This window comes from Halomonas sp. (assembly GCF_034520545.1).
GTDB lineage: Bacteria > Pseudomonadota > Gammaproteobacteria > Pseudomonadales > Halomonadaceae > Halomonas.
This window is the reverse complement of the sequence record NZ_JAXHNN010000016.1, coordinates 116,150-137,673: the sequence shown is the minus strand read 5'-3', so window position 1 is coordinate 137,673 and position 21,524 is coordinate 116,150. Positions and strand designations below refer to the sequence as shown.

Annotated in this window: 16 protein-coding genes and 3 tRNA genes; 16 read left to right on the top strand and 3 right to left on the bottom strand. The window is 64.0% G+C overall.

What is annotated here, in order from left to right; all coding sequences use genetic code 11:
• The first annotated feature begins 65 nt into the window (after positions 1–65).
• The 4 genes from U5L98_RS17765 to eno all read left to right on the top strand — a co-directional run bounded on the left by U5L98_RS17765 (position 66) and on the right by eno (position 5,711).
• Entirely contained in the window at positions 66–1,487 is a 1,422-nt protein-coding gene (locus tag U5L98_RS17765) for an FAD-dependent oxidoreductase (protein WP_322559584.1), read from the top strand.
• Between the two features lie 326 nt (positions 1,488–1,813).
• Positions 1,814–3,469, top strand: a complete 1,656-nt coding sequence (locus U5L98_RS17760) for a CTP synthase (protein ID WP_322559583.1) — start codon at positions 1,814–1,816, stop codon at positions 3,467–3,469.
• A 5-nt stretch (positions 3,470–3,474) separates the two neighbouring features.
• A complete protein-coding gene (gene kdsA, locus U5L98_RS17755) occupies positions 3,475–4,356 on the top strand; it encodes a 3-deoxy-8-phosphooctulonate synthase (protein WP_322559582.1) in 882 nt (293 codons plus the stop codon).
• Positions 4,357–4,418: 62 nt separating this feature from the next.
• Positions 4,419–5,711 (top strand): phosphopyruvate hydratase, encoded by a 1,293-nt coding sequence (eno, locus tag U5L98_RS17750; protein WP_322559581.1) that lies wholly within the window; start codon positions 4,419–4,421, stop codon positions 5,709–5,711.
• A gap of 515 nt (positions 5,712–6,226) precedes the next feature.
• Here the strand turns inward: eno and fdxA are convergent.
• Positions 6,227–6,550, bottom strand: coding sequence for a ferredoxin FdxA (fdxA, locus tag U5L98_RS17745; protein WP_322559580.1), 324 nt, complete (start codon positions 6,548–6,550; stop codon positions 6,227–6,229).
• A gap of 163 nt (positions 6,551–6,713) precedes the next feature.
• The gene (gene mutS, locus U5L98_RS17740) at positions 6,714–9,290 is read right to left on the bottom strand and encodes a DNA mismatch repair protein MutS (RefSeq protein ID WP_322559579.1); all 2,577 of its coding nucleotides are present in this window, start codon (positions 9,288–9,290) and stop codon (positions 6,714–6,716) included.
• 144 nt (positions 9,291–9,434) lie between these two features.
• Between mutS and U5L98_RS17735 the strand changes: the two genes are divergently transcribed.
• The 9 genes from U5L98_RS17735 (at position 9,435) to U5L98_RS17695 (ending at position 16,631) form a co-directional block, all read left to right on the top strand.
• A complete protein-coding gene (locus U5L98_RS17735) occupies positions 9,435–9,947 on the top strand; it encodes a CinA family protein (RefSeq protein WP_322559578.1) in 513 nt (170 codons plus the stop codon).
• Between the two features lie 130 nt (positions 9,948–10,077).
• Positions 10,078–11,145 carry a recombinase RecA gene (gene recA / locus U5L98_RS17730; RefSeq protein ID WP_322559577.1) on the top strand — a complete coding sequence of 356 codons (1,068 nt, stop codon included), beginning with the start codon at positions 10,078–10,080 and terminating at the stop codon, positions 11,143–11,145.
• 3 nt (positions 11,146–11,148) lie between these two features.
• Positions 11,149–11,631, top strand: coding sequence for a regulatory protein RecX (locus U5L98_RS17725; RefSeq protein WP_322559576.1), 483 nt, complete (start codon positions 11,149–11,151; stop codon positions 11,629–11,631).
• Between the two features lie 203 nt (positions 11,632–11,834).
• The gene (gene alaS, locus U5L98_RS17720; protein WP_322559575.1) at positions 11,835–14,438 is read left to right on the top strand and encodes an alanine--tRNA ligase; all 2,604 of its coding nucleotides are present in this window, start codon (positions 11,835–11,837) and stop codon (positions 14,436–14,438) included.
• A 105-nt stretch (positions 14,439–14,543) separates the two neighbouring features.
• On the top strand, positions 14,544–15,794 hold the full coding sequence (locus U5L98_RS17715) for an aspartate kinase (protein ID WP_322559574.1): 1,251 nt from the start codon (positions 14,544–14,546) through the stop codon (positions 15,792–15,794).
• Positions 15,795–15,993: 199 nt separating this feature from the next.
• Positions 15,994–16,188 carry a carbon storage regulator CsrA gene (gene csrA, locus U5L98_RS17710; RefSeq protein WP_089712664.1) on the top strand — a complete coding sequence of 65 codons (195 nt, stop codon included), beginning with the start codon at positions 15,994–15,996 and terminating at the stop codon, positions 16,186–16,188.
• A 107-nt stretch (positions 16,189–16,295) separates the two neighbouring features.
• Positions 16,296–16,388 (top strand) — tRNA-Ser (locus U5L98_RS17705).
• A gap of 21 nt (positions 16,389–16,409) precedes the next feature.
• Positions 16,410–16,486 (top strand) — tRNA-Arg (locus U5L98_RS17700).
• 68 nt (positions 16,487–16,554) lie between these two features.
• A tRNA-Arg gene (locus U5L98_RS17695) sits at positions 16,555–16,631 on the top strand.
• A gap of 205 nt (positions 16,632–16,836) precedes the next feature.
• Here U5L98_RS17695 and U5L98_RS17690 read toward each other — a convergent pair.
• Positions 16,837–17,826 (bottom strand): tRNA-dihydrouridine synthase family protein, encoded by a 990-nt coding sequence (locus tag U5L98_RS17690; protein ID WP_322559573.1) that lies wholly within the window; start codon positions 17,824–17,826, stop codon positions 16,837–16,839.
• A 171-nt stretch (positions 17,827–17,997) separates the two neighbouring features.
• Here U5L98_RS17690 and U5L98_RS17685 point away from each other — a divergent pair, with 171 nt between their 5' ends.
• The 3 genes from U5L98_RS17685 to U5L98_RS17675 are packed head-to-tail and all read left to right on the top strand — an operon-like array spanning position 17,998 to position 21,496.
• Positions 17,998–18,252, top strand: coding sequence for an OadG family protein (locus U5L98_RS17685; protein ID WP_322559572.1), 255 nt, complete (start codon positions 17,998–18,000; stop codon positions 18,250–18,252).
• A 51-nt stretch (positions 18,253–18,303) separates the two neighbouring features.
• Positions 18,304–20,163: a sodium-extruding oxaloacetate decarboxylase subunit alpha gene (gene oadA, locus U5L98_RS17680; protein WP_322559571.1), complete on the top strand. Its 1,860-nt coding sequence runs from the start codon at positions 18,304–18,306 to the stop codon at positions 20,161–20,163.
• Between the two features lie 10 nt (positions 20,164–20,173).
• Positions 20,174–21,496 (top strand): sodium ion-translocating decarboxylase subunit beta, encoded by a 1,323-nt coding sequence (locus U5L98_RS17675; protein ID WP_322559570.1) that lies wholly within the window; start codon positions 20,174–20,176, stop codon positions 21,494–21,496.
• Positions 21,497–21,524 lie beyond the last annotated feature (28 nt).

Sequence of the window (21,524 nt, the reverse complement as noted above, 5' to 3'; positions counted from 1 at the left end):
CGTCAGCCGGAATACGTGAATGCCGAGACGACGATATCGCCACGCAGACATCAGGAGCAGAGACCATGGCTAACCGCTTGAGCAACGATTTCCAGTTTATCGACGTGGGTCGCCAGGACCCGCAGAAGAAGGAGGCGCGCACCCGAGCCAGGGAGTTCGCCGAGATCTACGAGCCCTTCAAGCCCCAGGAGGCAGCCAGCCAGGCGCACCGCTGCCTGCATTGCGGAAACCCCTACTGCGAGTGGAAGTGTCCGGTCCACAACTACATTCCCAACTGGCTGCAGCTGGTCAGCGAGGGCAACATCCTTGAGGCGGTGGAGCTGTGTCACCGCACCAACTCGCTGCCTGAAGTGTGCGGGCGGGTCTGTCCCCAGGACCGTCTCTGTGAAGGCGATTGCACGCTCAACGACGGTTTCGGTGCGGTGACGATCGGCTCGGTGGAGAAGTACATCACTGACACCGCCTTCGCCATGGGCTGGCGCCCGGACCTGTCCCGCGTCACCCCGACCGGCCGCAAGGTGGCGGTGATCGGCGCCGGTCCGGCGGGGCTGGGCTGCGCCGATATCCTGATACGTAATGGCGTCACGCCGGTGGTATTCGACAAGTATCCGGAGATCGGTGGGCTGCTGACCTTCGGTATCCCCGAGTTCAAGCTCGACAAGACCGTGATGGAGCGCCGTCGTGCCGTCTTCGAGGAAATGGGCATGGAGTTCCGCCTCGGTGTCGAGATAGGCAAGGACATCGAGTTCGACAGTTTGCTCGAGGAGTACGATGCCGTCTTCCTGGGCATGGGCACCTACAAGTATATGGAGGGCGGCTTCCCCGGCGAGGACCTGCCCGGCGTCTACAAGGCCCTCGACTACCTGATCGCCAACGTCAACCACTGCCTGGGCTTCGAGAAGGATCCCCGCGATTTCACCTCATTGAAGGGGCAGCGCGTGGTGGTGCTGGGTGGCGGCGATACCGCCATGGACTGCAACCGCACGGCCATTCGCCAGGGCGCCACCAGCGTGACCTGCGCCTATCGCCGTGACGAGGAGAACATGCCAGGCTCCAAGCGCGAGGTGGCCAACGCCCGCGAGGAGGGGGTGGAGTTCCTGTTCAACCGCCAGCCGGTCGCGGTGGTCGGCGAAGGCAAGGTCGAGGGCGTCAAGGTAGTGCGCACCCGCCTGGGCGAGCCTGACGAGAATGGCCGGCAGCGCCCGGAAGTAGTGCCAGGCTCCGAGGAGATCATCTCTGCCGATGCCGTCGTAGTGGCCTTCGGCTTCCAGCCGAACCCGGCCCCCTGGTTCGAGACCGTGGGTATCGAGGTCGATGAGCGTGGCCGGGTCACGGCGCCGGAAGAGGGTGGCACTCATGCCTTCCAGACCACCAACGAGAAGATCTTCGCCGGCGGCGACATGGTGCGCGGCTCCGATCTGGTGGTCACCGCCATCTATGAAGGCCGCCAGGCCGGGGAAGGCATCCTCGACTATCTGGGGGTGTAAGCAGCGGGCAACGGGCTTCGGGCCTCTAGCAGGGAGGCGCTACTATCCTGCTCGAAGCTCGAAGCTCGAAGCTCGAAGCGGCACCTTCAATGGTTAGCGGCGCCGGGGACAGGTCGTAGAGGGGGTCCTATGCCATGGATGGCATCGGTAGCGTACAGGGAGGTATTCACAGCGCCCCCTCGTAGACCTGTCGCCGGGAAAGCCGCGGCTTCAGGCTGCGGCGCTGGGCGCTGAAATTGAGCCTTTGGTCGTATTCTGCTAGTCTGTCGTCCCATCCTGGCGTGGCTTCCTGCCGTGCCTACCGATCACGTTTCGACAGGTTTTCCATGACACGATATATCTTCGTGACCGGCGGCGTTGTGTCCTCTCTCGGCAAAGGCATCGCGTCGGCCTCGCTGGCGGCGATTCTCGAGGCGCGCGGCCTCAGGGTCACCATGCTCAAGCTCGATCCCTACATCAATGTGGATCCGGGTACCATGAGCCCCTTCCAGCATGGCGAGGTGTTCGTCACGGAGGATGGTGCCGAGACCGACCTGGACCTCGGCCACTACGAGCGCTTCATCCGCACCAAGATGACCCAGGCCAACAACTTCACCACCGGACGCGTCTACGAGTACGTGCTTCGCAAGGAGCGCCGCGGCGACTACCTGGGCGGCACCGTGCAGGTGATCCCGCACATCACCGACGAGATCAAGCGCCGCGTCTATGCTGGCGGCGAGGGCTTCGACGTGGCACTGGTCGAGATCGGCGGCACCGTGGGCGACATCGAGTCGCTGCCCTTCCTGGAGTCGATTCGCCAGATCAGGAGCGAGCTGGGGGCGAGCCGGGCGATTTTCATGCACCTGACCCTGGTGCCCTACATCAAGACCGCCGGCGAGACCAAGACCAAGCCGACTCAGCACAGCGTCAAGGAGCTACGCTCCATCGGTATCCAGCCCGATATCCTGATCTGCCGCAGCGAGGTGGAGTTGGAGGAGACCGAGCGGCGCAAGATTGCGCTGTTCACCAACGTGGAAGAGCGTGCCGTTATCCCGCTGCAGGACGCCGACACCATCTATCGCATCCCGTTGATGCTCAATGAGCAGGGCCTCGCCGATATCGCCTGCGAGAAGCTGCGCCTGGAAGCTAAAGAAGCCGATCTGGGCGAGTGGGTTCATGTGCTAGACGCCAAGCTCAACCCGCTCAAATCGATCAATATCGCCATGGTCGGCAAGTACATGGAACTGCTCGATGCCTACAAGTCCCTCAACGAGGCGCTGATCCACGCCGGCATCCAGACCCGCATCAAGGTCAACGTCGATTATATCGACTCCGAGGACATCGAGCGCCACGGTGCCGAGCGCCTGGCCGGCAAGGATGCCATCCTGGTGCCCGGCGGCTTCGGCGAGCGCGGCGTGGAAGGCAAGATCGCCACGGCCCGTTTCGCCCGCGAGAACGGCATTCCCTATCTCGGCATCTGCCTGGGTATGCAGGTGGCGGTCATCGAATTCGCGCGGAATAGAGCCGGCTGGGAGGATGCCAACTCCACCGAGTTCACCCACGACACCCAGCATCCGGTGGTCGGCCTGATCACCGAGTGGCTCAGCCCCGAAGGCAAGATCGAGCTACGCGACGCGGCCTCCGACCTTGGTGGCACCATGCGGCTGGGCGGCCAGGTCTGCCAGCTCAAGGCCGGCAGCAGGGCGCGTGCCGTTTACGGTAGCGACGAGATCGTCGAGCGCCACCGCCATCGTTTCGAGGTGAACAACCAGTTTATCGACGAACTCGAGCAGGCTGGCCTGGTGGTCTCCGGAAAGAGCGTCGATAACTCCCTGGTGGAGATGGTCGAGCTGTCGGATCACCCCTGGTATGTTGCCTGCCAGTTCCACCCGGAGTTCACCTCTACGCCGCGTGACGGCCATCCGCTGTTCACCGGTTTCGTCAATGCGGCGCTGGAGCACAAGGCGGCACGTGTTCGCGCGCAGTCCTCCCACCAGGAGTGAGGCCCATGTCTGTCATGACCGAGTCTGCCCCAGAGCGTCCTACCCCAGAGCGTCATATATCAATTGCCGGCCTTAAGGCCGGCAATTCTTTGCCGCTGATGCTGCTGGGCGGCATGAACGTGCTGGAATCCCGCGAGCTGGCCCTCGAGGTCGCCCAGGCTTATGAGGCGGTGACGAGCCGGCTGGGCATGCCCTACGTCTTCAAGGCGAGCTTCGACAAGGCCAATCGCAGCTCCATCCACTCCTTCCGCGGCCCTGGCCTGGAGAAGGGGCTGGAGATCCTGGCCGAGGTGAAGGCGCGCTTCAACGTGCCGATCATCACCGACGTCCACGAGCCCTGGCAGGCCGAACCGGTGGCCGAGGTCGCCGATATCATCCAGCTGCCGGCCTTCCTGGCGCGCCAGACGGACCTGGTGGTGGCCATGGCCGCGACCGGGGCGGTGATCAATATCAAGAAGCCGCAGTTCCTGGCGCCCCAGGAGATGCGTCATATCATCCGCAAGTGTCAGGAAGCCGGCAACGAAAAATTGTTGCTTTGTGAACGTGGATCCAGCTTCGGGTATAATAATTTGGTTGTTGATATGCTCGGTTTTGGTGACATGAAGCAGACGGGCTATCCCCTGTTTTTCGATGTCACGCATTCGTTGCAACGCCCCGGGGGTCGTGCCGACAGTGCCGATGGGCGTCGCGCTCAGGTGGCCGAACTGGCCAGGGCGGGGGTTGCCGTGGGATTGGCAGGGATCTTTCTGGAGGCACATCCCGATCCCGATTCGGCGCTCTGCGACGGCCCCTGCGCCTTGCCACTCGACCGTCTGGAACCCTTCCTGGCCCAGGTCAAGGCCCTCGATGACCTGGTCAAGGGGTTTGCTCCCCTCGAGATATCCTGACCGTTCATGAGACTCATGCCGAGACGTCACGACGCTTACACCAACAAGAAGGATCCATTGACATGACCAAGATCGTCGAACTTCACGCCCTCGAGGTACTCGATTCACGCGGCAATCCCACCGTCCAGGCCGAGGTGCGCCTGGAAAGTGGTGCTATTGGCGTTGCCTGTGCGCCCAGTGGCGCTTCCACCGGTTCCCGCGAGGCGCTGGAACTGCGTGATGGCGACAAGAGCCGCTACCTGGGCAAGGGTGTGCTGAAGGCCGTGGAGGCCGTTAACACGACCATCCGTGAGCGCTTGCTGGGCATGGATGCTCGTGACCAGCGCGGGCTGGACGATGCCATGCTGGTGCTGGATGGCACCGACAATAAGGCATCGCTTGGCGCCAACGCCATCCTGGCAGTATCGCTGGCAGCGGCCAAGGCCGCAGCCAATGCCAAGGGCATGCCGCTCTACGCCCATATCGCCGAGCTCTATGGCCAGCCTGGACAGTACCTGATGCCGGTGCCGATGATGAATATCCTCAACGGCGGCGAGCATGCCGACAACAACGTCGACATCCAGGAGTTCATGATCCAGCCGGTGGGAGCGCCGTCCTTCCGTGAAGGCCTGCGCATGGGCGCCGAGATATTCCATGCCCTGAAGAAGGTGCTTGGCGCCAAGGGCCTGGCCACCTCGGTGGGTGACGAGGGCGGCTTTGCGCCGAACCTCGACTCCAATGCCGAAGCCCTGTCGGTGATCCAGCAGGCAGTGGCGGACGCCGGCTATACGCTGGGCGACGATGTGACCCTGGCGCTGGACTGTGCCTCCTCCGAGTTCTACCGGGACGGCAAGTATGACCTTTCCGGCGAGGGCAAGGCGTTCGACGCTGCCGGCTTCGTCGATTATCTGGCCGAGCTGTGCGATCAGTTCCCGATCGTCTCTATCGAGGACGGCATGGATGAGTCCGACTGGGATGGCTGGAAGGCATTGACCGAGCGGTTGGGCGACAAGGTCCAGCTGGTCGGAGACGACCTCTTCGTCACCAATACGAAGATTCTCAAGCGCGGCATCGACGAGCAGATCGGCAATTCCATCCTGATCAAGTTCAACCAGATCGGCTCGCTTTCCGAGACTCTGGAGGCGATTCGCATGGCCCAGGATGCCGGCTTCACCGCGGTGATTTCCCACCGCTCCGGCGAGACCGAGGACACCACCATCGCCGACCTCGCCGTGGGTACCTGCGCCGGCCAGATCAAGACCGGCTCGCTGAGCCGCTCCGACCGCGTCGCCAAGTACAACCGCCTGCTGGTGATCGAGCAAGCCCTGGACGGTCAGGTGACCTATCCGGGACGCGCCGCGATCAAGGGTCAGTAAGAGAACGGTGTTGCCTTGTGCGTGATCTTTTGTAGGAGATCACGTACATGATGGCGGGGAGATTCGCTATTTCCGCGTCGGACAGGGTCGACTCTTGACGGGGTCGACATTTTTTAAATTGTTGATTTTAAATGGTTTTTGTTTTTTATTTGTTGAGGAAGAAGGCTGTCATCAGCATGCCTGACGCCTCTCGGGCGGGGTTGTGCGGCAATGCGGCCATGGTCACACTTTACCTGGGATGTGGGAGAGCGGGGATGCTCTTCCGGCAGGATGCAACGGGATGCGTGAAGTGATGCGCTCGGTGCGGCAGGAAGCCGTTCCCGGGCAGGGAAGACATCACGGGAGTCGGGTGGAGGGAACCGCTCGAGGATTGGCTGGGAGCGGGCGGCCTGCGGGTCGCCTTTTGCCGAGTGTTTTCCTTCTTCGCTCAGGGCAGAGACGACGACGCCGGATGTCATGAGACATCTGGCGTCGTCGTCTTTGGCTGTGGCTGTGACTGTGACTATGGCAGCGCTTCAGCGCTCGAGCAGCTTCAGCTTGCCTGGCTTGCCGTCCCACTCCTCGGCATCTTCCGGCGGGTCTTGCTTCTCACTGATATTGGGCCACTCTTCGGCCAACTCGGCGTTGATCTCTAGAAACTGCTCCTGACCCTCGGGTATCTCATCTTCTGCGAAAATCGCCTCGGCGGGGCACTCCGGCTCGCACAGGGCGCAGTCGATACACTCGTCGGGATGGATCACCAGGAAGTTAGGGCCTTCGTAGAAACAGTCCACCGGGCAGACCTCGACACAGTCGGTGTACTTGCACTTGATGCAGTTCTCGGTGACGACGAATGTCATGCCAGTCTCCCATTCTCTGGCCGTGGCAGGGCGCGGCCGGTAGTAGATGATCCGTATTCAGTTATAAGAAAAACTTCTCTTATAATGCATGAAGTTTGATCGGGCTATTCTAGTCGTGGCGAGGGTAGCCTCGCAAGCGGGTCTCGGCGCCATTGTCGGCCATTCACAGGGTCTTCTTCCAGCGGTAGAGCAGTTCCAGTGCCTGGCGGGGCGACAGCTCGTCAGGGTCTAGGCTCTCCAGCTGCTCGACCAGTGGATGGGGCGTGCTGGCGAAGAGGTCGGCCTGTCGGGGTTCTCCTGCGTCCGCCGCGACGCCAGGCAGCCGGCTACCCTGGTCGATCTCCTGCTGCTCCAGGGTGGCGAGCTTCTCCTTGGCACGTGCAATCACGCCCTGGGGAACGCCGGCGAGCTGGGCGACCTGCAGACCGTAGCTCTGGCTGGCCGGGCCGTCCTCCACCCGGTGCATGAAGACGATACCGTCGCGATGCTCTGCGGCCGTCAGGTGCACGTTGGCCGCCCCCTCGGCCTGTTCGGCCAGCGCTGTCATCTCGAAGTAGTGGGTGGCGAACAGCGTGAAGGCGCGGATGCGGGTCAGGTGCTCGGCGCTGGCCCAGGCCAGCGACAGGCCATCGAAGGTGCTGGTACCGCGACCGATCTCGTCCATCAGCACCAGGCTCTGGTCGGTGGCATTGTGCAGGATGCTGGCGGTCTCGGTCATTTCCACCATGAAGGTGGAGCGCCCGCCGGCCAGATCGTCCGAGGAGCCGATACGCGTGAAGATACGGTCCACAGGCCCGATGGCGGCGGTGTCCGCCGGCACGAAGCTGCCGGTGTGGGCGAGCAGCACGATCAGCGCCGCCTGGCGCATGTAGGTGGATTTGCCGCCCATGTTGGGGCCGGTGATGACCAGCATGCGTCGCGTATCGTCCAGCACCAGATCGTTGGGCACGAAGGGCGTCTCGGTGACCTGTTGGACCACCGGGTGACGGCCGCCGCGTATGTCGATGCCCGGCGACTGGGACAGTGCCGGGCGCACGAAGTCCAGGGCACGGGCGCGCTCGGCGAAGCTGCACAGCACGTCCAGCGCAGCCAGTGCCCGCCCGGTACCCTGCAGCCTGGCGAGTTCCGCATTCAGGGTGTCCAGCAGGCCATCGTAGAGCAGCTTCTCCCGGGCCAGCGCGCGGGACTTCGCCGACAGGGCCTTGTCCTCGAACTCCTTGAGCTCGGGGATGATGAAGCGTTCGGCGTTCTTCAGGGTCTGGCGACGAATATAGTCGGCCGGGGCATCCCGAGCCTGGGCCCGGGGGATCTCGATGTAGTAGCCGTGGACCCGGTTGTAGCCCACCTTGAGGCCGGGTAGCCCGGTGCGCTCGCGCTCCCGGGTCTCCAGGCGAATCAGGTAGTCGCCGGCATGCTCGGCGAGACCCCGATGCTCGTCGAGTTCGGCGTCGAAGTCCTCGGCGATCACCCCGCCGTCGCGGATCACCACCGGTGGATTCTCCACCAGGGCGCGGGTCAGGGTCTCGGCCAGCGCCGGGAAGGGATGGATATGGCGCCGGAGCTCGTCAAGCGCGCTGCCCTCTCCGTAAGCCTGGAGGTCGGCCTGGAGGTCGGGCAGGGCGACCAGTGCGTCGCGTAGACGGGCCAGGTCGCGCGGTCGCGCGCTGTAGAGGGCCACCCGGGCCAGGATCCTTTCCACATCGCCGATTGCCTTGAGCGACTCGCGTAGAGGGGCGAAGCCCTCGTCGTCAAGCAGTAGCGCCACCGCCGCCTGGCGGCCCTCGACCTGAGCGCGGTCGCGCAGCGGACGATTGAGCCAACGCTTGAGCAGCCGTGAGCCCATTGCCGTGGCGGTGGTGTCAAGCACGCTGGCCAGGGTATTGTCGGCGCTGCCGCCGAGGTTCACGTCGATCTCCAGGTTGCGGCGGCTGGCGGCATCGATCACCAAGGCATCGTCACGGCTCTCCACGCCTATGGCGGTGACATGGGGCAGTGCTGTGCGCTGAGTGTCCCGGGCATAGTCGATCAGCACCCCGGCGGCGATGATGGCGGCCTCCAGGTGTGCGCAGCCGAAGCCGCGCAGGTCCTGGACCTGGAACTGGTCGCACAGGGTGCGCGTCGCGCTCTCCAGGTCGAACAGCCAGTCGCTCTGGCGACGCAGGCCGCGACGCCCCTCCAGGGCGGTCGGCAGGGCCAGGCTATCCGCCACCAGCAGCTCGGCGGGGTCGAGGCGCTGCAGTTCGGCGAGCATCTCGCTCTCGCCCTCGACCTCCAGCACATTGAAACGGCCGCTGGAGAGTTCCAGCCAGGCCAGCCCCCAGCGCTCGCCGAGCGGGGCCACTGCGACCAGCAGGTTGTCGCGGCGGGCATCCAGCAATGCCTCGTCGTACAAGGTGCCGGGGGTGACGATGCGCACCACGCGGCGCTCCACCGGTCCCTTGCTGGTGGCCGGGTCGCCGATCTGCTCGCAGATCGCCACCGACTCGCCGGCGGCCACCAGGCGTGCCAGATAGCCCTCGGCGCTGTGGTAGGGCACGCCGGCCATGGGAATCGGCTGGCCCGCGGACTGGCCGCGCTGGGTCAGGGTGATGTCGAGCAGGGCGGCGGCGCGTCGGGCATCATCGAAGAACAGCTCGTAGAAGTCGCCCATGCGATAGAAGAGCAGCACCTCGGGGTGCTCGCGCTTGATCTTCAGGTACTGGCTCATCATGGGGGTATGCTGGGCACTGGCCTGTGACATCGAATTCCTGCTCTGACGAATGGCGGATGGCTGGCGTCGGATGCGCCATGCATGTCGCTGACAAAGCCGTTATTGTACGGAAAAGTCACCGCGCACGCGCGGCCGACGTCGGGTCGGTCGGTACGAATGTTCAGGAGCCAAACCATGTCCACCCGTGTCTCCCGCCTGATCGATCTCGATCTCACGGCCCTTGTCGAGCGGCTGGGGCATCGCTGCCGCGAGCATGACATCACGGTCACCACGGCGGAGTCCTGCACCGGGGGCGGAGTGGCCAGCGCCATCACTGCCGTGCCTGGCAGCTCCGACTGGTTCGAGACTGGCTACGTGACCTATGCCAACGGCGCCAAGACCCGGCTTCTGGGCGTGCCCGAGGCGCTGCTGGCCGAGCATGGGGCGGTGAGCCGCACGGTCGTCGAGGCGATGGTGGCTGGCGCCTGCCGCGACAGCGGTGCCGGGCTCGGCGTAGCGATCAGCGGTGTGGCCGGTCCCGCCGGCGGCAGCGCCGACAAACCGGTGGGGACCGTCTGGCTGGCGTGGGGTGATGCCGAGCGGGCCGAGTCGGCATGCCACCATTACGACGGCGATCGTGCCGCCGTACGCGAGCAGGCGGTGCGCGAGGCGCTGATCGGCCTGGTGCGGCGTCTGGAGCCACGCTGACCTCTATCAGGTCGCACCGGCGTGGTCGCAGCGCTGGTCGAGTAGGGTTTTTTTCGCCATACTACTGTGCAGTCATACAGTGGTTGCCGGCCATCGTTACCTTCATTCGCTACCTTTCAGGAGTTCCTTCATGGCTAAGGACGAAAACCGCAGCAAGGCGCTCGACGCCGCCCTTTCCCAGATCGACCGTCAGTTCGGCAAGGGCACCGTGATGCGCCTGGGCGACGCTCCACGCGTGGTAATGCCCTCGGTCTCCACTGGCTCGCTGGGCCTGGATATCGCCTTGGGTATCGGTGGCCTGCCACTGGGTCGGGTGGTCGAGATCTTCGGTCCCGAGTCCTCGGGCAAGACGACCCTGACCCTGTCGGTGATCGCCCAGGCCCAGAAGCAGGGCAAGACCTGCGCCTTCATCGATGCCGAGCATGCCCTGGATCCGAGCTACGCCGAGAAACTCGGCGTCAATCTCGATGATTTGCTGGTGTCGCAACCGGATACCGGTGAGCAGGCCCTCGAGATATGCGACATGCTGGTGCGCTCCGGCGGCGTCGACGTGATCATCATCGACTCGGTGGCGGCGCTGACGCCGCGGGCCGAGATCGAGGGCGAGATGGGCGACTCCCACGTGGGCCTGCAGGCACGCCTGATGTCCCAGGCACTGCGCAAGATCGCCGGTAATATCAAGAACGCCAACTGCATGGTGGTCTTCATCAACCAGATCCGCATGAAGATCGGCGTGATGTTCGGCAGTCCCGAGACCACCACTGGCGGCAACGCGCTCAAGTTCTACGCCAGCGTGCGCCTGGATATCCGCCGTACCGGCTCCGTCAAGCAGGGTGACGAGGTTACCGGCAACGAGACCCGGGTCAAGGTGGTCAAGAACAAGGTCGCGCCGCCGTTTCGTCAGGCGGAGTTCCAGATTCTCTACGGCAAGGGGATCTACCACGCCGGGGAGGTGGTCGATCTGGGCGTGCAGTGCAAGCTGATCGACAAGGCGGGCGCCTGGTACAGCTATCAGGGCAACAAGATCGGCCAGGGCAAGGCCAATGCCGCCCAGTTCCTCGAGGACAACCCGGCGGTGATGGAGGAGATCGAGAGTCAGATCCGCGCCCAGTTGCTCGCCCCGGTGGAGCCCAAGAAGGAAGAGGTCGCCGATGAGGCGGTCACCACTGAGGTCGGCCGCGACGACGACCAGGCGTAAGTCATGCCGGGACAACCCTCCAGCAGTGGTGAATCGTCGCCGCGCGACGCTGCCATCCGCCTGCTGGCCCGGCGGGAGCACTCGCGCCGGGAACTGGCTGAGCGCCTGGCGGCCCAGGGACACCCGTCGGACGGCATCACCGAGTGCCTTGACGCGCTGGCCGAGCAGGGATTGCAGTCCGATACCCGTTTTGCCGAGAGCTTCCTGCGTTCACGCCTCCTGCGAGGCCAGGGGCCGCTAAAGATCCGGGTAGAACTGGAACGGCGAGGCCTCGACCGGGAGGAGATTCATTACGCCTTCGATGAAGCCGAGCGGGCCGGTGAGGGCGACTGGTTCGCCCTGGCCTGCGAGGCGCTCTCGCGGCGCTTCACGGGGCCCGGCGATACCCCTCGTGAGCGCGCCCGCCGCGAGCGCTTCCTTGCCCAACGCGGCTTCGACTTCGACCAGGTGCGTCACGCCCTGAAACACGCCTGGGACGAAGCTTGACGTTCCGTATGGTCACCCGGGGCTGATCCGGTGACAGGCCGCCCCCTTTAGTCCCTTGACGACTGCGCTATAATACCTCCCTTTGCGAATGCCCCGGGTGGCACTCCTGTGGCGCAGTGGCGAGCCGATTCCGGCGTCGACACGCCGCCCGCCGACCTACTGCCTGCCCACCGGGTCACCATGCTTATCGCCACGGATACCCCATGAAAAGCGCAGACATCAGACAGGCCTTCCTGAGTTATTTCGAGGAGCACGGTCACACCGTCGTACCCTCCAGCTCCCTGGTGCCGGGTAATGACCCCACCCTGCTGTTCACTAACGCGGGCATGGTGCCGTTCAAGGACGTCTTCCTGGGCCGTGATCCGCGCCCTTACGTGCGGGCCGCCTCGTCCCAACGCTGCGTGCGCGCCGGCGGCAAGCACAACGACCTCGATAACGTCGGCTATACCGCCCGCCATCACACCTTCTTCGAGATGCTGGGCAACTTCAGCTTCGGCGACTACTTCAAGCGCGATGCCATCCGCTTCGCATGGACCTTCCTCACCGAGACCCTGGGCCTGCCCAAAGAGAAGCTGTGGGTCACCGTGCACGTCAGCGACGATGAGGCCGAGCAGATCTGGAAGGACGAGATGGGTATCGACCCGGAGCGCTTCTCGAAGCTCGACGAGGACAACTTCTGGCAGATGGGCGACACCGGTCCGTGCGGGCCCAGCTCCGAGATATTCTTCGATCATGGCCCCGAGGTATGGGGCGGGCCTCCCGGCAGCCCGGAAGAGGACGGCGATCGCTACATCGAGATCTGGAACCTGGTGTTCATGCAGTTCGACCGCGACGCGGCCGGGACCCTCAATCCGCTGCCCAAGCCCTCCATCGACACCGGCATGGGCCTGGAGCGCATCGCCGCGGTGATGCAGGGCGTGCATTCCAACTACGAGATCGACCTCTTCCAGAACCTGCTCGAAGCTGCGGCCCGCGCCACCGGCCATGCCGATACCGCCACGCCATCGCTGCGGGTGATCGCCGACCATATCCGCTCCTGCGCTTTCCTGATCGCCGACGGGGTGCTGCCCTCCAACGAGGGGCGCGGCTACGTGCTGCGCCGGATCATCCGTCGTGCCATCCGCCACGGCCACAAGCTGGGTGCCCGCGGCAACTTCTTCCACAAGCTGGTAGGCGCGCTGGACGTCGAGATGGGCGAGGCCTTTCCGGAACTGCGTGAGGCGCGTCACCAGATCGAGCGTGTCCTGCTCAAGGAGGAGGAGCAGTTCGCTCGCACGCTGGAGCACGGCATGGGACTGCTCGAGGAGGCATTGGCCGGACTCGAAGGCGACACCGTTGCGGGCGAGACGGTCTTCAAGCTCTATGACACCTATGGCTTCCCTTATGATCTGACCGCCGACGTCTGCCGGGAGCGCGGCGTCAGCCTCGACGAGGCTGGCTTCGAGCGTGAGCTGGAGTCCCAGCGCGAGCGGGCCCGGGCAGCCAGCCAGTTCGGTGCCGACTACGGTGCGGCGCTGGACCTCGAGGGCGAGACCGCCTTCACCGGCCATGAACGGCTCGAGGACAGTGCTACCGTCACCGCACTGGTCGACCGGGAGGGCAATCCCCTGGTGCGGCTCGAACCGGAACAGCGCGGCGTCGTGGTATTGGACCGTACGCCCTTCTATGGCGAGTCCGGTGGTCAGGTGGGCGATACCGGCTACCTGGAACTCGAAGGAGGCCGTTTTCTGGTTGCCGATACTCAGAAGCAGGGTGACCACCACCTGCACCATGGCGTGCTTCTCGAGGGAGAGCTGGCGGTGGGCGCCGAGGTCCACCCGCGGGTCGACGCCAGCTTGCGCGCCGCTACGGTGCGCAACCACTCTGCGACGCACCTGATGCACAAGGCGCTACGAATGGTTCTGGGTGACCACGTGCAGCAGAAGGGCTCGCTGGTAACGCCCGAGCGGCTGCGCTTCGATTTCAGCCACTTCGAGCCCATGACGCCGCAGCAATTGGACGAGGTGGAGCGACTGGTCAACGAGCAGATTCTGGCCAACGCCCCGACCCTGATCCAGCAAATGAGCCTCGACGAGGCAAAAGCCAAGGGCGCCGCGGCGCTGTTCGAGGCCAAGTATGCCGACAATGTGCGGGTGCTGACCATCGGTGCCGACGACTTCTCCATCGAGCTGTGTGGCGGCACCCACGTGGCGCGTAGCGGCGACATCGGCTGCTTCCATATCGTTAGCGAAGCGGGCGTCGCCTCCGGTGTGCGCCGTATCGAAGCAATCACCGGCGAGGGGGCACTGGCCTGGTTCCGCGAGCAAGGGGCTCGCCTCAATCGCATCGGCGAGCACCTCAAGGCCAAGCCGGAGCAGGCCGAGGAGCGGGTCGAGTCACTGCTCGAGCGCAACCGTACTCTGGAGAAGGAGCTCGAGCGCCTCAAGGCCAAGCTGGCCAGCGCCGCCGGCAATGACATGGTCAACGACGCCCGCGAGATCAAGGGCGTCAAGGTGCTGGCCAAGCGCCTCGAAGGCGTGGCCGGAAAGGAGCTGCGTGGCCTACTCGACCAGCTCAAGAACAAGCTCGGCTCCGGCATCGTGGTACTGGGCGTGGCCGACGCCGGTAAGGTCAGTCTGATCGCCGGCGTCACCGAGGATCTGACTGACAGGGTCAAGGCCGGCGAGCTGGTCAACCACGTGGCGGCCCAGGTCGGCGGCAAGGGCGGTGGCCGGCCCGACATGGCCCAGGCCGGCGGCAGCGACGTAACGGCGCTGCCGGGCGCGCTGGAAAGCGTTCCGGCCTGGGTCGAGGAGCGACTCCAGTAAGGACTTGCCGGGCCGGCGGCAGTGAAGCCCCGGCCCTCGTCATCTCTACTCACCTTTCACTCATCTGAGCGCTATCCGCACTCGACGCACGAGGGAAATCGGCATATGGCACTATATGTACAGAAATTCGGCGGCACCTCGGTGGGCTCCGTGGAGCGCATCAAGGCCGTGGCCGAGAAGGTCAAGGGCTTTCGCGACGACGGCCATCAGATCGTCGTCGTGGTTTCCGCCATGAGTGGCGAGACAAACCGCCTGATCGGCATGGCCAACGAGATCAACGACGAACCGACGCCGCGCGAGATGGACATGCTGGTCTCCACCGGCGAACAGGTGACCATTTCGTTGCTGGCCATGGCCCTTCACAAGCTGGGGGTGCCGGCGACCTCCTATACCGGCTCCCAGGTGGGCATCCAGACCGACAGCGCCCACACCAAGGCACGCATCCAGCGCATCGAGACCGATGAACTGCAGGCCGACCTGGACGAAGGTCAGGTGGTGGTGGTTGCCGGCTTCCAGGGCGTCGACGAGGAAGGCAACATCACCACCCTCGGTCGCGGTGGCTCCGATACCACCGGAGTGGCGCTGGCGGCGGCACTGAAGGCCGACGAGTGTCAGATCTATACCGATGTCGACGGTGTCTACACGACCGACCCTCGGGTCTGTTCCAAGGCACAGCGCCTCGACACCATCACCGTCGAGGAGATGCTGGAACTGGCGAGCCTGGGCTCCAAGGTCCTGCAGATTCGTGCCGTCGAATTCGCCGGTAAGTACAATGTCCCGCTGCGCGTACTGTCCAGCTTCGAGGGCGGTCCCGGCACCCTGATCATTGCAGACTCCGATAAAGACGAGGATTCCATGGAAGAACCGCTGATTTCCGGCATTGCCTTCACCGACAACGAAGCCAAGTTGACTCTGCTCAACACGCCCGACGTGCCGGGTGTCGCCTCGCGCATCCTGGGGCCGATAGCCGATGCCAACATCGAGATCGACATGATCGTCCAGAACGTGGCGCCGGCCGGTGACTACACGGACTTCACCTTTACGGTGGCCAAGGGCGACTACAAGCAGACCATGAAGATCCTCAAGGAGCAGGTGATTCCCGACCTGGGAGGCGGCGAGCTGCGCGGAGACGACAACATCGCTAAGGTCTCGCTGGTGGGGGTAGGCATGCGCTCTCATGCCGGTGTGGCTTCGAAGTTCTTCCGTGTGCTGGCGGACGAGAATATCAATATTCGCATGGTTTCCACCTCGGAGATCAAGATCTCCGTGGTGATCGACGAAAAGCACATGGAACTGGCGGTCAAGTCGCTGCACAAGGCCTTTGGTCTCGACAAGAGCGATATTGAGGCCGAATAAGGCTCCCTCGGGTCGACGACACCTTCTACGCTTGTAGGGAAGTCCGCGACACCCGTACCACAAGGCTTACTTTCCGTGGGGTGCGGGTGTGTCGTGGGTCGGTGCCATTGGTCAGGGACGATGAGTTGTCGCACAATGCCCTTTCGTCGTTTCTGCCGGCGAGCATCCCGTAGCCATAAGTCTGAGAAGGAGATCAGTCATGCTCATCCTGACCCGCCGAGTCGGTGAAACCCTGATGATCGGTGATGACATCACCGTGACCGTCCTTGGCGTCAAGGGCAATCAGGTCCGCATCGGTGTCAATGCCCCCAAGGATGTCGCCGTGCATCGTGAGGAGATCTACCAGCGCATTCAGCGCGAGAAGGCCGACTCCGGTCTCGAGAGCGATGACTAGCGCGGGCAATCGAAGCGGAAGAGCCGGCGCTCGGCCATGTCGAAAAATCCCTCGGGGTCTCTGGACGATGGCTTTCTAAAACGGTAGGATACGCACCGTGTCGATGAGGAGAGGTGGCCGAGTGGCTGAAGGCGCTCCCCTGCTAAGGGAGTAAGGGGTTTATAGCCTCTTCGAGGGTTCGAATCCCTCCCTCTCCGCCATTGTCGCCACGCCAAGATCAAGCGCCCGTAGCTCAGCTGGATAGAGTACCTGACTACGAATCAGGTGGTCGGAGGTTCGAATCCTCCCGGGCGCGCCATCTTGATTTCGAATGTGATTGGCATTGCGCCTGACGCATTCCAGCGATGATTCCGTTCATTGCCCTACGCGCCCGTAGCTCAGCTGGATAGAGTACCTGACTACGAATCAGGTGGTCGGAGGTTCGAATCCTCCCGGGCGCGCCAGATATTGACCCGTCCTCACAGCGAGGGCGGGTCTTCTGTTTTCCAGGCCTGCTATACCGGGTTTTCCCGTGATACCGAGGTCCAGCGTTCTGCTAGCCGGGTCGGCGTTCCTCGCGTGCCGGTCCTGCGATCGTTTGAGGCGCCGTCGCCATGCGACGTGCGCCTCTTTTTTATGGTGCGCCTGTTTTCTTGAGGTGGTTCGACGTCAGGCCATCATCTCGGCCCGCAGGTCGTCGCTAGGATAGGTAGAAGGACGGGCGGGGGTGGCAGGGGCCTCGAGGCCATCAAGCAGGGCGTCCAGGTCGCGAAGACGTTTCACAGACTGGAAACGGCGATCTGCCTCATCGTCGCGCTGGCGCATGTGATTTAGCCACTGCTTGATGAGGGGAGTGACGACGCGCTCCGGAAGTGTGCTACGCTGCAATGCAGCAAATTCGGCAAGGATTCCTGCTCGAATTTGCCAGGGCGTCTCGGGCAAGCGCTCCCCTGTCGCCTGCCAGTGACGGATGCGGCTGGCCAGCCAGGGGTCGGCCAGGGCGCCGCGGCCGAGCATCACGTCTCGGCACCCGGAGAGGGTGCGGGCCTTCCAGTAGTCCTCGAGGGTCCAGATATCGCCATTGGCGACCACCGGGATGGAGAGGCGTTGATGGATGCGCCCGATCCATTCCCAGTGGGCAGGCGGGCGATAGCCCTCGTCGCGGGTACGGCCGTGGACTACCAACCGTTGGGCGCCGGCATCCTGTGTGGCCAGAGCGCAGGCCAGGGCCAGGCGGCGATTGGAGAAGCCCAGGCGGATCTTGGCCGTCACCGGGATCTCGTCGCCTACGGCGCGGGATACCGCCGACACGGCGGCGTGGACCCTTCTTGGGTCGCGCAGCAGCGATGCGCCGCCATCGTGACGGTTGACCAGCTTGGCCGGACAGCCGAAATTGAGATCCAGTCCGGTGGCACCGAGGCGCAGGGCCTGGCGAGCATTGGCCGCGAGGGTGTCGGGGTCAGAGCCGAGTATTTGCAGCTGCACGGGAACGCCACTCGGCGTGGTGACGCCGGGGCGGGCCAGTTCCGGGCAGTGCCGATGGAATACGCGTGGCGGCAGGCGGGCGTCCACCACGCGCACGAACTCCGTCACCACCCAATCGAAACCGGGGGAGCGGGTCAGGAGGTCGCGGGTCACCGCGTCAATGACCCCTTCCATGGGCGCTAGGCCAATGCGCCCTTTATGTAGTAAATTAACAACGCTGACTTCCACCATGACGCCATTGTAATCTGTCGAGGATGTGGCAGGTTATAGCATCTTAAAAAATGCGCAAGCCGGATTTTCTCGTGACATAAAGGCTAATTGTGCACAAGAAGCAGGAGAATTCGCATGCAGGACACGCAGCTGCTCAATGAGGGACTTGCCTTGATGGGCGTGGGCATGGGCTTTGTTTTTGTTTTTCTTACCGTGCTCGTGATCGTCACTACCTTGATGTCCAAGGCCATCGGTCGCTTCTTCCCCGAGCCCGTCGCGCCCCAGGCGCCGGCCCGGCCTCGTGCCGGCGCGCCGGCGAGCCAGGACGATGAGGTGATGGTCGCCATCAGCGCTGCGGTGCATCGCTATCGCCGTAGCCATCGCCGCTGAGCCTCCCCTAACGCCATTCCCCTTGCCATTCACCACCACAAGGTCACGATCATGACTGACAAGACACGCCCGCTTGGCATCACCGATGTTGTCCTGCGCGATGCCCACCAGTCGCTGTTCGCCACCCGCATGCGCCTCGATGACATGCTGCCTATTGCCGAGAAGCTCGACCGCGTCGGCTTCTGGTCGCTGGAGTCCTGGGGCGGGGCTACCTTCGACGCCTGTATCCGCTATCTCGGCGAGGATCCGTGGGAGCGGATACGGGCGTTGAAGGCGGCCATGCCCAATACCCCCCAGCAGATGCTGCTGCGCGGCCAGAACCTGCTCGGCTACCGTCACTACGCGGATGACGTGGTGGACAAGTTCGTCGAGCGGGCCAGGACCAACGGCGTCGATGTCTTCCGCGTGTTCGATGCCATGAACGATCCGCGCAACCTCGAGCGGGCCATCCAGGCGGTACGCAAGGTCGAGGGCCATGCCCAGGGCACGCTCTCCTATACCGTGAGCCCGGTACATACCCTGGACGGCTGGGTCGAGCTCGGCAAGACCATCGCTTCCATGGGCGCCGACTCCCTGGCGATCAAGGACATGGCCGGCCTGCTCAAGCCCTACGATGCCTATGAACTGGTCACCAAGCTCAAGGCCGCCGTGGATATCCCCATCCACATGCAGTGCCACGCCACTACCGGCATGTCCACGGCTACCGCCCTCAAGGCCGCCGAGGCGGGCATCGACAACGTCGATACCGCCATCTCCTCGATGTCCATGACCTATGGCCACAGCCCCACCGAGTCGGTGGTGGCCATTCTCCAGGGCACCGAGCGCGACACCGGTCTGGACCTCGAACTGCTCGAGGAGATCGCCGCCTACTTCCGCGAGGTGCGCAAGAAGTACGCCGCCTTCGAGGGCTCGCTCAGGGGTATCGACTCACGCATCCTGATCGCCCAGGTGCCGGGCGGCATGCTCACCAACATGGAAGGCCAGCTCAAGGAGCAGGGCGCCGGCGATAAGCTCGACGATGTGCTGAAAGAAATCCCCAAGGTACGGGAAGATCTGGGCTTTATCCCGCTGGTCACCCCAACCTCGCAGATCGTCGGCACCCAGGCGGTGATGAACGTGATGATGGGAGAGCGCTACAAGTCGATCTCCAAGGAGGTCCAGGCGCTGCTCAAGGGCGAATACGGCGTCGCCCCGGCACCGTTCAATAAGGAACTGCAGGCCCGCGTGCTGGAAGGCGATGAGCCGATCACCTGCCGCCCGGCCGACAACCTCAGCCCCGAGATGGAGCGGCTGACCGCCGAGCTCAAGGAGAAGGCCAAGGCCGAGAACATCCGCCTGGCCGAGGGTGAGCGCGAGATCGACGACGTACTGACCTATGCGCTCTTCCCCCAGATCGGTCTGAAGTTTCTCAAGAACCGCGATAACCCGGATGCCTTCGAGCCCGCGCCCCAGCTCCCAGGGAAAGAGACACCCGATACCAGCGCCAACCTGCCGGCTTCGTCACCGAAGGGAGAAGCCGACGCCAAGGCCGTGGTGGCTCAGGACACGGCGCCTTCTGGCCCCGAGACCTACACCGTCAAGGTCAATGGTAAGCAGTACGTGGTCGAGGTCGCCGAGGGAGGCGAGGTCGGCGATATCAAGGAGCAGAAGCCATCTGCCGCCAAGCCGTCGTCAGCCGCTAGCGAGCCCGCCGAACCATCCGGCGAGGCGATCACCGCGCCGCTGGCCGGCAACATCTTCAAGGTCAACGTGCGCGAGGGCGACAGCGTCGAGGACGGGGATGTGGTGATCATCCTCGAGGCGATGAAGATGGAGACCGAGGTGCGCGCCGCCAGCGCCGGCACCGTCTCCGCCGTCAAGGTCAGCGAGGGCGACAGCGTCGCCGTCGGTGACGTCCTGATCGAGCTCTAAGGGTCCCCTCATGGAGAAACTGCTGACACTCTGGCATGGCTCGGGGCTCTACAACCTGAATCTGGGCCAGGCCGTGATGATCCTGGTGGGGCTGGTGTTGCTCTACCTGGCAATCCGCAAGAAGTTCGAGCCGTTGCTGCTGGTGCCGATAGGCTTCGGCGGCATCCTGGCCAACATACCCGAGGCGGGCCTGGCGCTGTCGGCGCTGGAACAGGCCATCGAGATGGCCAAGCCCGCCGTGCTTCAGCAAATCGCCGCTGTTCTCGGCGCTAGCCTGGACCCGCTGTCCGGTGCCGAGGCGTGGCGCGAGACCCTCAAGGGCCTGGTCAAGGACGGAGCGGCGCCGGATGCGCTGCGTGCCGCCCGCGACGTGGCGGTCAGCGTCGGCTATGGCGACGGTATGCTCTACAGCTTCTACACGGTGGCCATCGCCTCGGGCATCGCCCCGCTGGTGATCTTCATGGGCGTTGGCGCAATGACCGACTTCGGCCCACTGCTGGCCAATCCTCGAACGCTGTTTTTGGGGGCGGCAGCGCAGTTCGGCATCTTTGCCACCCTGTTCGGCGCCGTGGGCCTCTCGGCGTTGGGCGTGATGGACTTCTCGCTCAACCAGGCCGCCGCCATTGGCATCATCGGCGGTGCCGACGGCCCTACCTCGATCTATGTGTCGAGCGTGCTGGCCCCGGAGCTGCTGGGCGCCATTGCCGTGGCTGCCTATGCCTACATGGCGCTGGTACCGCTGATTCAGCCGCCGATCATGAAGCTGCTGACCTCGAAGCGGGAGCGCGAGATCACCATGACCCAGCTGCGCCCGGTGTCTAAGCTCGAGAAGGTCGTCTTCCCGATCGCGATCCTGTTGCTGGTAGCCTTCTTCCTGCCGGATGCCGCGCCACTGCTGGGGATGTTCTGCTTTGGCAACCTGATGCGTGAGTGTGGCGTGGTGGAGCGCCTCTCGGACACCGCTCAGAATTCGCTGATCAACATCGTGACCATCTTCCTCGGCCTCTCGGTGGGCTCCAAGCTGATGGCCGACAGCTTCCTGGCCATGGAGACTCTGGGAATCCTGGGGCTGGGCATCGTCGCCTTCGGCATCGGCACCGCCGCCGGGGTATTGATGGCCAAGCTGATGAACGTGATGAGCAAGATGCCGATCAATCCGCTGATCGGTGCTGCCGGTGTCTCGGCAGTGCCCATGGCGGCGCGGGTGGCCAACAAGGTGGGGTTGGAGTCCAACCCCCACAACTTCCTGCTGATGCATGCCATGGGGCCCAATGTGGCCGGGGTGATCGGCTCGGCGGTGGCCGCCGGGGTAATGATCAAATACTTGGGGTAAGGCGCCTTCGAGCGCCGTTCGCCGTCGC

Coding starts and splice junctions, on each gene's coding strand:
- U5L98_RS17765 (WP_322559584.1), top strand. CDS start 66: ATGGCTAACCGCTTGAGCAACGATTTCCAGTTTATCGACGTGGGTCGC.
- U5L98_RS17760 (WP_322559583.1), top strand. CDS start 1,814: ATGACACGATATATCTTCGTGACCGGCGGCGTTGTGTCCTCTCTCGGC.
- kdsA (WP_322559582.1), top strand. CDS start 3,475: ATGTCTGTCATGACCGAGTCTGCCCCAGAGCGTCCTACCCCAGAGCGT.
- eno (WP_322559581.1), top strand. CDS start 4,419: ATGACCAAGATCGTCGAACTTCACGCCCTCGAGGTACTCGATTCACGC.
- fdxA (WP_322559580.1), bottom strand. CDS start 6,550: ATGACATTCGTCGTCACCGAGAACTGCATCAAGTGCAAGTACACCGAC.
- mutS (WP_322559579.1), bottom strand. CDS start 9,290: ATGTCACAGGCCAGTGCCCAGCATACCCCCATGATGAGCCAGTACCTG.
- U5L98_RS17735 (WP_322559578.1), top strand. CDS start 9,435: ATGTCCACCCGTGTCTCCCGCCTGATCGATCTCGATCTCACGGCCCTT.
- recA (WP_322559577.1), top strand. CDS start 10,078: ATGGCTAAGGACGAAAACCGCAGCAAGGCGCTCGACGCCGCCCTTTCC.
- U5L98_RS17725 (WP_322559576.1), top strand. CDS start 11,149: ATGCCGGGACAACCCTCCAGCAGTGGTGAATCGTCGCCGCGCGACGCT.
- alaS (WP_322559575.1), top strand. CDS start 11,835: ATGAAAAGCGCAGACATCAGACAGGCCTTCCTGAGTTATTTCGAGGAG.
- U5L98_RS17715 (WP_322559574.1), top strand. CDS start 14,544: ATGGCACTATATGTACAGAAATTCGGCGGCACCTCGGTGGGCTCCGTG.
- csrA (WP_089712664.1), top strand. CDS start 15,994: ATGCTCATCCTGACCCGCCGAGTCGGTGAAACCCTGATGATCGGTGAT.
- U5L98_RS17690 (WP_322559573.1), bottom strand. CDS start 17,826: ATGGAAGGGGTCATTGACGCGGTGACCCGCGACCTCCTGACCCGCTCC.
- U5L98_RS17685 (WP_322559572.1), top strand. CDS start 17,998: ATGCAGGACACGCAGCTGCTCAATGAGGGACTTGCCTTGATGGGCGTG.
- oadA (WP_322559571.1), top strand. CDS start 18,304: ATGACTGACAAGACACGCCCGCTTGGCATCACCGATGTTGTCCTGCGC.
- U5L98_RS17675 (WP_322559570.1), top strand. CDS start 20,174: ATGGAGAAACTGCTGACACTCTGGCATGGCTCGGGGCTCTACAACCTG.